This window comes from Leptolyngbya sp. GGD (assembly GCF_026735145.1).
In the GTDB taxonomy this organism is placed as follows: Bacteria; Cyanobacteriota; Cyanobacteriia; order Leptolyngbyales; family Leptolyngbyaceae; genus Leptolyngbya; species Leptolyngbya boryana.
Genome location: NZ_JAPQKE010000002.1, coordinates 102994 through 116941, shown reverse-complemented (window position 1 = coordinate 116941; position 13948 = coordinate 102994). Strand labels below are relative to the sequence as shown.

The 13948-nt window shown below is 47.7% G+C and carries 11 protein-coding genes and 1 pseudogene; 6 read left to right on the top strand and 6 right to left on the bottom strand.

The window, feature by feature from the left end; translation table 11 throughout:
• Positions 1-90 precede the first annotated feature (90 nt).
• Positions 91-798: a hypothetical protein gene (locus tag OU814_RS09570; protein WP_268182271.1), complete on the bottom strand. Its 708-nt coding sequence runs from the start codon at positions 796-798 to the stop codon at positions 91-93.
• Positions 799-971: 173 nt separating this feature from the next.
• On the opposite strand from OU814_RS09570, the gene OU814_RS09565 reads away from it, so the two are divergent.
• Positions 972-1148: a hypothetical protein gene (locus OU814_RS09565; protein WP_268182269.1), complete on the top strand. Its 177-nt coding sequence runs from the start codon at positions 972-974 to the stop codon at positions 1146-1148.
• A gap of 170 nt (positions 1149-1318) precedes the next feature.
• Positions 1319-2466 (top strand): annotated as a pseudogene (locus OU814_RS09555) (ISAzo13 family transposase).
• Positions 2467-2468: 2 nt separating this feature from the next.
• On the opposite strand, the gene OU814_RS09550 reads toward OU814_RS09555, so the two are convergent.
• Together OU814_RS09550 and OU814_RS31360 are read right to left on the bottom strand one after the other, a co-directional pair.
• Positions 2469-2804: a hypothetical protein gene (locus tag OU814_RS09550; RefSeq protein WP_268182264.1), complete on the bottom strand. Its 336-nt coding sequence runs from the start codon at positions 2802-2804 to the stop codon at positions 2469-2471.
• 388 nt (positions 2805-3192) lie between these two features.
• Complete coding sequence (locus tag OU814_RS31360; protein ID WP_442786143.1) at positions 3193-3288, bottom strand: WYL domain-containing protein; 96 nt, start codon at positions 3286-3288, stop codon at positions 3193-3195.
• Positions 3289-3413: 125 nt separating this feature from the next.
• Here OU814_RS31360 and OU814_RS09545 point away from each other — a divergent pair, with 125 nt between their 5' ends.
• The 4 genes from OU814_RS09545 to OU814_RS09530 all read left to right on the top strand — a co-directional run bounded on the left by OU814_RS09545 (position 3414) and on the right by OU814_RS09530 (position 7352).
• A complete protein-coding gene (locus OU814_RS09545; RefSeq protein WP_268182261.1) occupies positions 3414-4907 on the top strand; it encodes an ATP-binding protein in 1494 nt (497 codons plus the stop codon).
• The gene (locus OU814_RS09540) at positions 4904-5167 is read left to right on the top strand and encodes a hypothetical protein (RefSeq protein WP_017285469.1); all 264 of its coding nucleotides are present in this window, start codon (positions 4904-4906) and stop codon (positions 5165-5167) included. The genes OU814_RS09545 and OU814_RS09540 overlap by 4 nt, the downstream gene beginning before the upstream one ends.
• Before the next feature lie 242 nt (positions 5168-5409).
• Complete coding sequence (locus tag OU814_RS09535; protein WP_268182257.1) at positions 5410-6081, top strand: response regulator; 672 nt, start codon at positions 5410-5412, stop codon at positions 6079-6081.
• Positions 6082-6086: 5 nt separating this feature from the next.
• Positions 6087-7352, top strand: coding sequence for a hypothetical protein (locus OU814_RS09530; RefSeq protein WP_268182254.1), 1266 nt, complete (start codon positions 6087-6089; stop codon positions 7350-7352).
• Here OU814_RS09530 and OU814_RS09525 read toward each other — a convergent pair.
• From OU814_RS09525 to OU814_RS09515, 3 genes are read right to left on the bottom strand one after another with little or no spacing between them, the layout of a single operon-like run.
• Positions 7286-8494, bottom strand: coding sequence for a tetratricopeptide repeat protein (locus tag OU814_RS09525; protein ID WP_268182252.1), 1209 nt, complete (start codon positions 8492-8494; stop codon positions 7286-7288). The two genes, OU814_RS09530 and OU814_RS09525, sit on opposite strands and share 67 nt — an antisense overlap.
• Positions 8495-8500: 6 nt before the next feature.
• Positions 8501-9688 (bottom strand): S8 family peptidase, encoded by a 1188-nt coding sequence (locus tag OU814_RS09520; RefSeq protein WP_268182250.1) that lies wholly within the window; start codon positions 9686-9688, stop codon positions 8501-8503.
• 4 nt (positions 9689-9692) lie between these two features.
• Positions 9693-13904, bottom strand: coding sequence for a DUF7910 domain-containing protein (locus tag OU814_RS09515; RefSeq protein WP_268182248.1), 4212 nt, complete (start codon positions 13902-13904; stop codon positions 9693-9695).
• Positions 13905-13948: the final 44 nt, after the last annotated feature.

The following is a 13948-nucleotide window of genomic DNA, read 5'->3' as shown; positions in this document are numbered from 1 at the left end:
ATTTTGCGCTAGTAGATCTGGTGCAGAGGTTTCCTGAATTATCCGCAACGCTGACAAAGCTTCTGAAAAGTAAGAAGAGTCAATTTTCGCTCACTCGATCAATAGCTTTGTTCGACTAGATTTATCCTGAATTGACCGTGCAACTGACAAAGCTTCTGAAAAGTAAGAAGAGTCAATTTTGGCTAATGTAACCAATACTGCTGCCCATTCAGGCGTATTTGTAATGAGTAATTTCTCTACTTGACTGGATTCATTTTGAATCGACTGCAAGAATGACAACAGGTGAGCACGAAACGCTGAATTAATTTTAGCTAAATGAAACCACATCTCCGGACGACTGTACTCATACTGGATTAACTCTATTGATTCTACGGCTGTCAATAATTTAGGAGAATCTACAGCCTCATTTTCTGCTGACGCAATTAACACCCTTGCCCGACTAATCTCGTCCTGAAACGACCCTGTGACTGCCAGCAACTGAGCAAAATTCACAGCGTCATTTGTCGCTAACTTTATTAGTACTCTTGCTCGATCAGATTCATCGTGAATCAACTCTGCGGCTGACAATGCTTCTGAAGAATACGTAGAGTCGATTTGTGCCAAATCACAAAGCATCGCAGCACGTCTGTAATCATCCTGAATTAAGCGTGCAGCATTTAATGCCTCTAAAAAGTACGCACTATTATTTTTTACTAATTCTAAAAAAAACTCTGCCTTTCTCTCAACATTACGAATAGTCCTAGCAACATTCAATAAGCTTGGAAGCAACTCATTAATATCATTCTTCGCAACTTCCAAAAGAATTTGAACTTGATTAGATCTCCTGCACGAATCCTGAGCAGTGATTTGAACGTTTGAAAAGAGGGTTAGAAGCTGCTTAGGAGACCGATGCCATGTATGATCGCATTCAACATCTGCCGCCGAACTTATTCAAACGCAAGTGAGGAGTCAAGCGCGAAACCTTCGAGAAAATGGTCGAAGTCCTCAAACCAAAGCTCATGCGCAAGGGGAAACGTGGCGGACAAGGCAAGTTTGGTGTCGAAGATCAACTGCTCATTGCGATGGCATACTCGCTTTTGTCAAAAACTGCACTTCAGGAAATTCGGCTAATCGGCGGCGAATGCTCCAATCTAATAAGTCTCGGCTAAAAGCAAGCAACGTTAAGGAGACTTCTGTCAAAAGATTTACCCAGACTTTAGAATAGTCCTCATTCTCTCAGAAATCTAGGAACAATCGGGTGGACAGAATCGATGAGCAAGCACAAAACCCCATCCTCACTGCCTATCAGGTTGAGGATCTTCGATTAGCAGCGTCCAAAATGCGTGGGGCAGAACGACGGAGCTTTCAGGCAGAGATGGCGCTGAAATATTGCGAGGGAAGCGCCCGCATTGCAGAGCGAGTGTTGGGCTGGGGACGAGTGAATGTGGAAACTGGGCTAGGGGAACGTCGCACTGGACTGGTGTGTATCAGCGCGCAAGTAGGCAATAGTGGGGCGAAACGCTGGGAAGAAAAGTATCCCGAAGTTGCTTCAGCGTTGCAGCAGATCGCGGAAGATCACGCTCAACAAGACCCGACGTTTAAGACGACGATTGCTTACACGCGATTAACGGCACAAGCGGCGATTGCTCAACTGCGAGAACAAGGGTTTGGGGAGGAGCAATTGCCTGCACCCAGCACGATGGCAGTGATCTTGAATCGGATGGGTTATCGATTGAAGCCCGTGGTCAAAGCCATTCCCCAAAAAAACTGCCCGAAACCGATGCGATCTTCGACAACATCAAAGCCAAAGATCGCAAAAGTGAAAACGGTAGCATCAAACGATTGAGTCTGGATTGCAAAGCCACGGTGAACATTGGCAAGTATTCTCGTGGCGGGCAAACCAGAGGCAATCCTCAAGCGCTTGACCATGATATGGGATGCGAGGAAACGTACATTCCTTGTGGGATTGTGGATGAAGATAGTGGACAACTGCATCTCTACTTTGGCAGTTCGCATAAAACCAGTGATTTCATCGTCGATACCCTTCAAGATTGGTGGAGTCGCTTGACCCTCAAGCAACAGAGACTGACCGAACGCTTGCAACTCAAAGTCGATAATGGACCAGAGAGTAGTGGGATTCGCACTCAGTTTCTCAACCGCATGGTCGAATTTGCAGACCAGATTGGCGTATCCATTCAACTGCTTTACTATCCGCCCTACCATAGCAAGTACAATCCCATTGAACGCTGTTGGGGCATCCTCGAACAGCATTGGAATGGAATTCAACTGACCACGGTGCAAACGATGCTGGCTTGGGCAGAAAGTATGACTTGGAAAGGCATTCATCCCATCGTGGTGTTGAACACCAACCCTTATCCAAAAGGTATTGCACTTTCCAAAGTTGAGATGCGTGAGGTTGAGCGCAGATTAGAACGCAATCCAGACCTACCGAAATGGGATATCTTAATTCGACCACTTAATGGGTAAAGTCATTGGAAGAAGTCGCCTAAGTCTGAGGGAGCCCGAGCTGCCAAGCCTGCAGAAGTGAAAAAGATAAGGTCTTGCATACTGTCTAGCTCGATCGCGCCCCGACCAATTAATTCTGCTCTAAGCCCCGGAAACAACTGTTCAAAGATCTGTTGTCCCCGTAGCATCAGCGTGTGTGGAAAGCGAGAGTGGGGCACGACCTTTCGTGGCATTGGCTGATCCGGGTAGACATCGCGCTCAACGATCGTAACGAGATCAAAATGGTTTGCCAGTATCCGAGCCATGAGCAGCCCTGTCAAACTACCGCCAATGACTAAAGCATGAGATTTGTGTTGCATCATGACCTCCTCTGAAGTGTCCAACCAACTTGCTCAGACTGAGTTGCTCATCATCTCTCATTCTAATTACATCGTCTGAAGCTTTTGTAGGTGCATTAAGCAGCGTTAAGTAGATAAAAGTCGCGACTAAACTCAGACCAGGAACAATAGACCTGTTGGGGAATAGTGACAAAAATCGCTGCAATGCTGGTATGGTGAGGGTTTGAAGGATTTCACAATTAAATCGCCGCAATGCCTACTACGAAAGAGCTTTAAGGATTTTTGAGCTTATTAACCAACAACTCTAATGAAACTTTGTCAAGACAGCATTTCGCAAATGCAAAATCTGGTAAGAGCACACCACTTCCTCAACCGCTGCGACTAAATACCAGGTGCTTCCTTTGTCAACTCATTCTAGAGGATTGACGACTCGTTCAACTTGTTGACCATTCCCGTGCTCATAGCTCAAGTAGACTTGTTGTTCCTGCCAAATTGCAGTGTGCAGAACCAGAAAGGCGAATATCTCTTCTCGCCCAGCAGGTAATCATCACACAATATTTCTGCCAACTCAAGATGAAACGCCTGAGATCCGGGGCATTCTAGGGAGCGAAGTTCACCCCTCATTGCTGCATGTCGGCTCTATTTCCACAGCCCCAATCTACTCAAGCTTACATTGAATTTCTGGAGAAATCGATCGCTCAACTGCAAGCAGATCGTCAATCTTGGATTGCAACGGAGCGAAGTTTACAAGCTCAGGTTCAAGCGCTGATTCAACTGTCTCAAAGCGAAGCCCTTAACCAACGCGATTTTCAGGGAGCCTTAGAAGAACTGACCGAAGTGACAGCACGGGTGCTTCAGGTAGAGCGGGTAAGCGTCTGGCTCTTTGATCCAGACCGTACGAGCATCCGATGCTTGGACTTGTTTGAGCAGAGCCACGGGCAACACGTTCAAGGGATCGAATTACAGGTCACCGATTATCCCAATTATTTTGCTGCGGTTGAATCAGAACCCTTGATCGTGGCAGAAGATGCCCAAACCAACCCGAATACTTGTGAATTTAGGGAGGGGTATTTAATTCCTCTCAACATTCAGTCGATGTTGGATTCTGGATTTCAGTTAGATGGACAAGTTGGAGGAGTCATTTGTTGTGAACAGGTGGGGACGAAACGAGAGTGGAGTCAAGCGGATCAGAACTTTATTCGCTCTGCCGCGCATTTGATTTCTTTGATTGTGGAATCCCATCGTCGTCAACAGCAAACTCTAGAATTACAGCAAGTCCTTGAAGATCTAAAGCAAGCTCAACTGCAAGTCATTCAAAGCGAAAAAATGTCTGCATTGGGTAATTTGGTTGCAGGAATTGCTCACGAAATTAATAATCCAGTAAGCTATCTAAGCGGCAATATCCAGCCTGCTGTGGACTATTCCCAGAGTTTATTTCAGCTGATTGACTTATATCAAGCAACATATCCGATGCCAGGTGCAGCGATTCTTGAGGAGATCGACGCGATCGATTTGGAATTTTTGCGAGAGGACTTCCCTAAGGTGATGCGATCGATGAGAGAAGGAGTCAACCGGATTCAGGCAATCAGTCAAAGTTTACGTCTCTTTTCGCGTGCCGACCAGGATCACAAACAAGCCTTCAATGTTCATGATGGACTTGAGAGTACTCTTCTGATTTTGGAGCATCGACTGAAGGCAACTGAGTCCCGTCCTGCGATCGTGGTGAGCAAACAGTATGGCGACCTGCCGCTAGTTCAATGCTTTCCAGGACAATTGAATCAGGTGTTTATGAACCTGCTGGCAAATGCGATCGATGCGTTAGAAGAATCCAATCAAGGGAAAGCGTTGTCAGACCTTCGAGCTTGCCCAAATCAAATTACGCTTCAAACCTGGGCATCTGATGAGTACGTATCCATCCAGATTTCAGATAATGGCACAGGAATGTCAGAAGCGGTTCAGAAACGCATCTTCGAGCATTTGTTTACGACGAAGGCTGTGGGCAAGGGCACAGGCTTTGGATTAGCGATCGCCCAACAAATCATGGTCGAGCAACATCAAGGTTGCATTCAAGTAAATTCGCGGTTAGGAGAAGGGACATCATTCTTGCTAGAACTGCCTTTATGAGCGCTCAAATTGCTGAAGATAGAGCTATCTTCAGGACGACAAAAGCTCTGGGAGCCGAAACGAGCGTCAAGGTAGAACATCCGGTTGAGGCACTGCAAAGTATGACTGGAGAAGCCGGAGTCGATCACGCAATTGATACGGTGAGAGTCGATGCGGTTGCACCACAAGTATGGCGGCTGGACAAGCCCAAACCTAGAGGCAACAATTCCAACAACAGATGCATGAGATTCCCCCAAATTAATCCGCAAAATGACAACTAGCATCTAGACAATGCTTCTTCTCAAGCTTTGGAATGGGCAGTACAGGCGTTAGCCAAAGCCAGAACTTTATCGATCATTGGGGTGTATCCACTGACACATAAATTTTTTACCAAGCGATGACCAGCGCAAACCGGGTTGGGTCAACGTTGAATTTGAGCGTGGATTTGATTGCCAGGTAAAATTTAGTACTGGTCAAATCTGCCAATTGAGAGTTGACTAACAGCCCTATCGTTCCGAACGCAATGATACCTGATTCCTCAACAAATTTGCTGTCGCTCAACATTCTGATCGTGGACGATCATCGACTTCTCCTGAATGGGACAATCGAACTCGTTCGCGATCGCTTCCCGGATGCTCAGATTCTTTCAGCCCAAACGGTTCAAGACGCATTTGTCCAAGCCAAAGCGCAGGCACTCGATTTAGTGATTGTAGATCTATCCTTGCCAGAAACTACTGAAACAACGGCTCACGTAGAGCATGGATTGGGATTGCTAAAACACCTGATGCAAACCTATCCAACCCTAAACTTAATGGTGCAAAGTAGTAATGTAAAAGCCTTGATCCGCCTCATGCCAGACATGGATGCCCATCAAGGCGGATTGACGATTGCAGACAAAAGCCTCAGCATCGATGCCACGCTAATGCGGATGGAGTGGGCAATGCAGGGTTTGACGCATACAAAAGATTTACAAACGGATCTAGAAGTCAAACCAGAGTGGTTAGAAGTGCTGCGACTAGCGTTTGAAGAAGGCTTGCAGGACAAAGCAATCGCGCAGACCATGCACAAATCAGAACGGATGATCCGTCACTATTGGTCGAAAATTCAAGACGTGTTAGCGATCTATCCAGAAGAAGGTAAAAATGTACGAGCGCTCACGCAAATTCGTGCGCGTGAAACTGGGTTACTGGATTAAGTGCTATGTCTATCCTGCTCGATTCCCAAAATGCTCTGAAACGACGAGTCATGCTAGCAGTTTTAAGCTTGAATATGTTCGGCGCAATCATTGCTACGATCCTGCATCGTCTAGAACCGCACCCCTCCCCGCTCAATTTAATTGCACCTCCGTTGCTCGTGATATGCTCGCTGGCGCTGCTGATTCGTCTCTACATAGTGCCGCAGAGCTTGCAGCAGGTGATGCACGTTGGCTTTTTTTTAGCCGTGCTCTTGATGATCATCCCCAGTTGGTTTTTTACGCTGCAAGCGTTCCTTTCGCCGGAGATGCCTTTAGTGGGCAGTTTGCCGCCGTTGATTTCTGGGTTGTTCCTGATTCTGATGTTGATGATGATTATGCTGCGTCCTCGCCGTTTAATTGGGGCGGCGATCCTGACTTGGGGTGCGATCGCACTGCCGATTCTGACGTACTTTATCTTTCATCCAGTTGAATTGACGACGTTGCGGGGACTGGATTTAGCGATCGCACTCGGACCTGCGATGGGCGTTCAAATTGTGCTGATTTTGTTTTTTAATCGGTTGCAGGATTTAGTCGATCGTTTGTATCGGGAACGGCTTCAGTATTACGAACAGATTATTGAACGACAAAGCATTCGGCAACGCGCAATGGAACATGCAGTGACGCAAATTCATAATGGTCCGCTGCAAACCTTGGCATTGTTAATGCGGGATGTACAAAAAGGGCGATCGACGGATTTGCTTCAGCGATTAGATGCGTTGAATGCTGAAATTCGTGCGGTTGGGCATAGTCTCACCGACCCATCTGAGGTTGAGACAACGGAACACATACTACGTCTTGGAGAAGGGACTCAGATTGACCTGAATCATCCACTCCATCACCTTTTTCATGAAGTGTATGCGGTTACGCTGAAGCGCCAACTTCCCCACTTCAAAACCATTCAAGTGAAGGTGCGGAATTTTGCGCCGTTAGAGTCATCCATGCTGACGCTAGACCTCAAACGAGACTTGTGTTTATGGTTGGAGGAAGCCTTGTGCAATGTTGGAAAACATGCTCAGGGAGTGACTCGGCTTACTGTGACTGGACAACAGTGTGAAAACCATTATGTGCTGCAAATACAAGACAACGGTGTCGGGTTAGATCCAGCATTGAACCCTCCAGAAGCAAAGTTCTGTACTTTACTAGCACAACGGTTAGCAGGAACGTTTCAACGCACAACGTTAGCTAAGGGCGGCGTTCTCTGCAAGCTCTCTTGGGCTTGCCGTCCAAGCTGAATCCAGCGATCGTGTTCCGGCAAGCGCGAATCTGCCGTCGCAAGGCAACGTTGCCATTCTAGTTTGGCATCGGGTAGATGCTTTTGATCAGACAAGACTTGAGCCATCAAACAGTGGGCATCTGCTGCTTTGGCGTTGATTGAGATCGCGCTTTGCAATTCAGTTTTAGCCTCAGTCAGCCAATTCTGCTGAAACCTTGCCCAACCTAAGTTCTTGTGTAGGTCATACTTCACGTCAGCATTTTGCACTTGATCGTTCGAGTTGACCAAGAGTGAAACGGCTTTGTCAGGTTGATTTTTGATAAGATAGAGTCGTGCAAGTTGATTGACCGCAGGTTCAGATCCACTCCGAACAGCAATTTGATAAGCGGCTTGTGCTTCCTCGGAATTTTGGAGTGCCTCATGCAGTGTGCCTAAATAGTAATGAACTTGTGAGTGAGTTGGATCAAGTTTCAAGGCACGTTGATAGTAAGTCTGCGCGAGGACTAGATGTTTCTCTTGCTGAGCTTTGATAGCTTGTTTGAGATAGCCCGCTGCAATATTAGGAAGCAACGATCGTGTTCCAAATAATCCAAGCAATAGCGCTAGGGCCAGGAGGAATTTGACTTCCTGAAGATGATAAGTCGGAATGTGAAAGCGACGAAGCGTGTTTTCAATTCCCGCCTCTCCCGATTTTGTAAACGTTCCACTGGCAGTTAGAAGCGCTAGTAAACTTTGACTGACCACAGTCAACGCGCCAAAGGTATCAATACCACCGGAGAGGAAACGCCCACTCAGATCGAGAAGTAATGCTCCAGAGGTTGCCATCATCGGTACACAGAGCGCACTCCACAACCAGTCGTAGCGATCGCGCCAATCTCCTGCTGGCTCAAACCACCACCACCAAGCATCCTCAGTCGGTTTTACAGTAGTTCGGCAGTTCGGTAAGTTAAGAAATTGAGCAATTCGGGTTCCTTGTTGTTGTAATCGCTGATCGAGATGAAGGAGTTTCTGAAGATTAGCCGCATCATAGTCCTTCCGTAAGCACTCGATGCGATCTCGGACAAGCAACAAATCGAAAAGCTGCTCCTCCAGAACTGGATCGACCGCCGTTTCTAAATCGATCAACTTCATTGCATACTGTTCCAAGAGCGCTAAAGACACACTGATTTACCCTAAATAGAATGGATCGATAGTCGTTGAACTGAGAAAATAAACCTCCGGTTCGTCCAACAGTGCATAAAGCACGTCTGGCGTTGCCATGAGCGCGATCGCGTTGGCGCTTGGAATCCACTTCAATTGAATCTGTGGACGATGAAGTCGCTGGAGGATCGGCTCAAGATTGCCTGAAATAATGGCGATCGCAGCAATCAAGTCCTCTGAATTTGCAGCATCAAGCTGTCGCAGCAATCTTGGATCAACTCGATGAGGGATTTCTGAAATGGGGAATGGAGCGCGATCGCATTCCTTACCATTCAACAAATACTCCACGGCTGCGATCGGATTGATTAATCCATGACCGACTCGCTGCGGGGGCAGGTGAGGCAGGGGCGTACAGCTTGCGAGCAAGGCTTGTTCTACCTCCTCAACTGTTGCCGTCGGTTTAGCTTGGAAGAGTAACGCTGCAACTCCAGCCACGATCGCTGCCGCCATCGACGTTCCAGTTTGGCTCGCAAAATTGCCATCCGGTTGAGCAGATAGCAAATGAACGCCGGGTGCAACGATCGCAACCCCACTTCCTGAAAAGCCTGGAACTTGGTCTTGATCATTGATCGCGCCGACCGCAAGCACCCCTGGATAATTGGCGGGAGAACAAGCAATTCGTCGGCCCTGATTGCCAATCGGACAAACCGTAAGCACCCCTTGCTGACGCAATCGAGCTAAAACAATCTCAAACAAGGGATTATAGCCCGGTACGCCCAACGACAGACAGAGCACTCGGATTTGCTGATCCAAAAGCCAATCCAGTCCTGCTAGCACTCTAACCAGGGGATGTCCGCCTTCAATCACCATGCCAGAGCAGAGTTTTGCTTGGGGAGCAATGCCGCTCACGTTTCCGTGTGCCGAAGGCATCGCTTCCCCACAGAGTAATCCAGCAGTATGGGTTCCATGATTGCCAGAATCCCAAGGTTGAGCATTTGGAACTCGATCGCCCCACGGATCAAATTGGGCAAAGGTGGCAATGCGATCGCATAGCATTGGATGCTTCGAGTCCACTCCTGTATCCAAATGCCCAATTCGTACTCCAGCCCCAGTCAATCCCCGTTGCCAACAGGTTTCGATCTGAAGTCGGTCTAATGCCCAGTTGAGTTGGGACGATCCTTCGGAGCTTCGCAAAGCGAATCGCGTTTCACTCATCCACTTACCCATCCGCTAAATCTACAATTCCTACTACCAGGGCATACCCATAGCAAACCCCATCTAAAGCCGCCAAGACGAGAGGCAATTGGGGAGCTTTGTCTGACAGAATGGGGAGACGCAGAAATGATAGGGTTTGCGGAATCGTCGTCGTCACGTTCGCTGCGTCTTTGGCAGGTGATGCCTGTGAGCGCTCAACATACACACTCGATAGTGCCATATCGATCGCACCCAAGATTGAACTCAGAACCATCGTTCCTGCATTCATCCGCCTCAAGCGTTCAAATGGAATGGGCTGAGTTTTATCTTTGTGCGTCATCTTCAAGTATTTATGAATGCAGACCAAGCTGAAGAGTTCTAGACACAACATTGAACCTCGGAAAATATAGAGATAGATTGACCATCGGTCTGCATCAGAAAGCTCTCCCTCTTTTTTATTCAGGGTATCAGCAATGAAGATAGAGGCGACCACGCTAGTAAGACTCAGAACAACCGTGAATTTCTCAAGGAGCGTCATGAATTTAGGAGTCACTTGTCCTTCTTTCCGCTCAGGTTGCGAGTCCAAAATTACATCACAGAGACCTCTGACTGAATCGACAATCAAGGCAGTGAGGCTCCAGTTGGCGCTCTCATCTAGTGCGAGTGCGAGTTTGGGTTCATTGTGAAAGGGGGTACGACCCCAGATCAATTTGGAGGTGACAGTGACCGGAATCGCTAAGAGCAAGGTCGCGAGATTTAACATCGTTAGGGGTTGACCTCCGCTAATCTGGCGGAACAATGCTTTCACAAAGGGGATGTTGACTTCGACCTGCATGAATTGCAGCAACTGCGACAGGATGCTAGGAATCACCGCGATCAGATCATTGAGCAGGCTCTGCAACAGATCCAGGAAATCATCCATCACCTGGCTGACCAAAGCAAACAAAGCACTCAAGAGTTTGTGCGGTTGACTAGGATTAGCAATGAGTTTTGCGATCGCATCTCCCAAGCTCTCGACTCCCGCCAAAAAAGTCGTTTGGATCTGCTCAAATTCTTGAAAGAACGAGTTGCCGACTTGTGCGATCGCGGGATCGGTTTTAGCATCACTGGGAAAATCTGTGCCCGCAGCACCCCCATCGGTAATTGACGTTAATTTAGCAAACAACCACTCTAAGGCTTCGGGTTGTTTATTGTCACCCTTGATCGAAGTGCTGCTCTGAGCGGATTTTCGACGTTGTTGCTCCATATCACCCTTGAGCGTTTTACGTTGATTTCCCACTAGGTCTCGGAGCGGGTCTGCGATCATCTGAGTTAACCGATCTGAACGCAATGTTACCTCGATCGCTTCTGCTAAGTAACGCTGTGTTTCTAAAATGTCATTCCAGGCAAACAAGAAGCGCAGGTACTCAATAAACTTTTCGAGAGCAACGCCAATCCGTTGAATTAGCCCTTCCGCAAAAGCTCCCACCTTTTCCGCAGTATCGATCACCCAAGTTGTGACTTGACCCGCAGTTTCAGTAATCACATGGATAACATCGTTCGCCACATCCGTTACGGTATCAGCCACATCCTTCGCCACACCCACAACGACAGAACTTGCGGTTGACACTGCTGATGACAATGCATTACCAACGCTGCTAAAAATTCCCTGCGCTAGTGTTCCACCTTGAGCAGTAGCGGTGGTCAGCAGGTTTTCAAAATCAGCCTGACTCAAGGTTGTTGTCGCGGGTAGAGTAGTGTTAGAACGGTTCGTGCCAATTCCGCCCGATCGCATCAAGTTGAGCTTCCAAGGGTTGAGAATCTTTTTAGGATTGACGGTGCGATCGACGGCATACTTATCGCTGGAATTGGAAACATATTCCACGGTCGCAAGGGTGTTTTGGATCGAAGTTTGGACGGCTGCAATCTGAGATTGATTGAATTTGCTGCGATCGACGAGGAGATTTCCAGCGTTATCTTTTGCGTCCCAAAGTCCATTCGCAGGGATTTCCGCTAGTTTACCGTGGGCATATTTATCTGGGAAAATCACAATCCGTTCAAAAGATTGCATCGTGTTGGTGCGAATTTTCAAACCGGGGGTGTTGATACCTTCGGCTTTGCTGGTGATCATCAATCGCTGCATCTGATTGGGAGACAAGCGCACCGATCGCTCTTCATTCACAACATAGACCTGATCCTCCACCATAATGCTCGTGGTATCGGTTGCCCAGACATCGACACTTGTGACCTCGATCGGAAATTGCAAAATGCTGCGATAGGACGAGAACTCTTGCAGGGTCTGATCACTGTTGAGTTTGTAATCTTGACTGAGGCAACAGGTGAAATCAATCCCAACTTGAGTAGGGGGGAGATTGCGCCAAATCCGCAGTGATGACATTGCATCATTGCCAATTTGCGATCCTAAAAGTGAGGGTGTGTTTTCCACCACATCTTCTGCTAAGTTCGCTTGTAGGACAGAAATTTTGTCAGTCAGATCTCCCAAAGACAAAATTCCCAGGGATTTTTGTGCCGTTGTGAGCCAATCTTCAACACTGTTGGCTGTTGTCGTTGATAATCCGTAGCGTGTGTCTTTATAAATGGTTGCACCTGTTTGATTGCCAAGGATGATCGAAGACACTTGATCATTTAAGCCATTGATATCTGTAAATCGAGCGACATCACTTTGGAAAATCCAGGCTTTGCCCCAGTAGCTGACGTTTTCGTAGAGCGCCACTTCTCCGGGTAGAACTTCCCCAACTTGGCTTTCGTTCTCAGCAAATTTAATCGCACGAGTGAAGATAGCACGATTTTTCGCTTGATTGGTCACTCCAAAAGCACCTGACCATAGCATTTCAAAGGTTTCCGAAGGTCCGATCGCGCTGCGGTTTGCAAAGACCTGATTTTTTCCACCCCATTGCACACTAACATAGTGGCCCGTTGACGCTTTGATTGCAACTTGGTTGTCGATCAGTTGAACTAACTCGAAAGTTTCCCAAGGTCCGATCTGCGATCGATTTGCTACAACTTCTTTCCCTCCACCGCCTTCGGCACAGAAATATTGACCATTGGGGTGTTTGAATGCCACCTTATTGCCATCAAGCCGAATCATTTGGAAGAACACCACACTGTCGGCTGCCGGATTGACAAAGAGTTTTTCGCCTTCGACATAGACAGATTGACCATTCAAGGCACGAAGACTGATGACTAGATTGCCGGATAATTTGATGGATTGAAAGCTAATCCAGCGATTGCTACCCACTTTTAGCGAAAACTTGCGACGGTTGGGGAGATCTTCTTCCACTAAGGTCAATGGTTGCCCCTGGCTAGCCGCCAAATCACTGGTAAAAGCCTCGCGTTCGCCCATAATCTTCACTTGCTGCTGATCGTTCGCTGCAGGTGCAAGGGGCTGAATCGCAAAGAGTTCGGTTGCCCCTGGATCCGGTAGAGTGGTGATCACGCCGCTCTGCGCTTGACTGAGATATTGTCCATTGGGAGTCTTGATTGCCCATTTCCCGGTGTAAAGCTTGCCTGTCGTAGACCACACTTTCAGGGATCTCGGCACACTAGTGAGACGAGTCGATTTCAAATCCGCGATCGCGCCTAAAACAGGCTGTGACGTTCCCTGAAAGTTACCCTCACTAAAGAGTGTAACGCCAGTCTCTGGACCCACTCGCAACTGAGTAAACGCGGATGTGACAGATAGAGGAGCAAGGCTAGCAATATCGCTAGTCAGCAGTCGAACTTCGCCTCTAGCCGTCCGGAGTTCAACTTCTCCCGATCGCAGGGGGATACCCGGTTCAGGAACTCGCAGGACTCGCCAAGACATAGGCTGACTGGCAAGCATTATAGAAGGCATGGGTTCGAGTTCAGCTGATGAATTGCTTACGCTTAACCAGAATTTCCGGCTCGTATTGCTACTCCCTATTGCCTCAAAGGTGAAGCTGCCATCGGTGCCTTGCCGAACTCGCCAATGGGTTCCGCTAGTTGAGGTACCTTGAGTTGAGGCAAGTCTGATTGTAGCGGTGTTAAATTGTGCATCTAGCCAAAATTCCTGACCGTTACCTGATGCTCCCAAGTTCTCGAATTGATAAACCTCTACATCTACTTGATGCACTTTCCAGTAACACGTCTTAGAGTCACTGGTAGTGGGAACGAATCCCAAGAGACGTTTGTCGAGACGACCATTGAGCCATACGAATCCAATATTAGACTCCGTACGCTTGAGAACAATCGTGCTGCCATCCACTAATCCGGTCATATTTTGATGCTCCTGAAGCGTTAGGGTTTCATTTCTGGCTTGAA

Excerpts from the sequence above, each read along its gene's own strand:
- OU814_RS09565 (WP_268182269.1), top strand. The coding sequence starts at position 972 with ATGGTCGAAGTCCTCAAACCAAAGCTCATGCGCAAGGGGAAACGTGGC.
- OU814_RS09550 (WP_268182264.1), bottom strand. The coding sequence starts at position 2,804 with ATGCAACACAAATCTCATGCTTTAGTCATTGGCGGTAGTTTGACAGGG.
- OU814_RS09545 (WP_268182261.1), top strand. The coding sequence starts at position 3,414 with ATGTCGGCTCTATTTCCACAGCCCCAATCTACTCAAGCTTACATTGAA.
- OU814_RS09540 (WP_017285469.1), top strand. The coding sequence starts at position 4,904 with ATGAGCGCTCAAATTGCTGAAGATAGAGCTATCTTCAGGACGACAAAA.
- OU814_RS09535 (WP_268182257.1), top strand. The coding sequence starts at position 5,410 with ATGATACCTGATTCCTCAACAAATTTGCTGTCGCTCAACATTCTGATC.
- OU814_RS09530 (WP_268182254.1), top strand. The coding sequence starts at position 6,087 with ATGTCTATCCTGCTCGATTCCCAAAATGCTCTGAAACGACGAGTCATG.
- OU814_RS09520 (WP_268182250.1), bottom strand. The coding sequence starts at position 9,688 with ATGAGTGAAACGCGATTCGCTTTGCGAAGCTCCGAAGGATCGTCCCAA.
- OU814_RS09515 (WP_268182248.1), bottom strand. The coding sequence starts at position 13,904 with ATGACCGGATTAGTGGATGGCAGCACGATTGTTCTCAAGCGTACGGAG.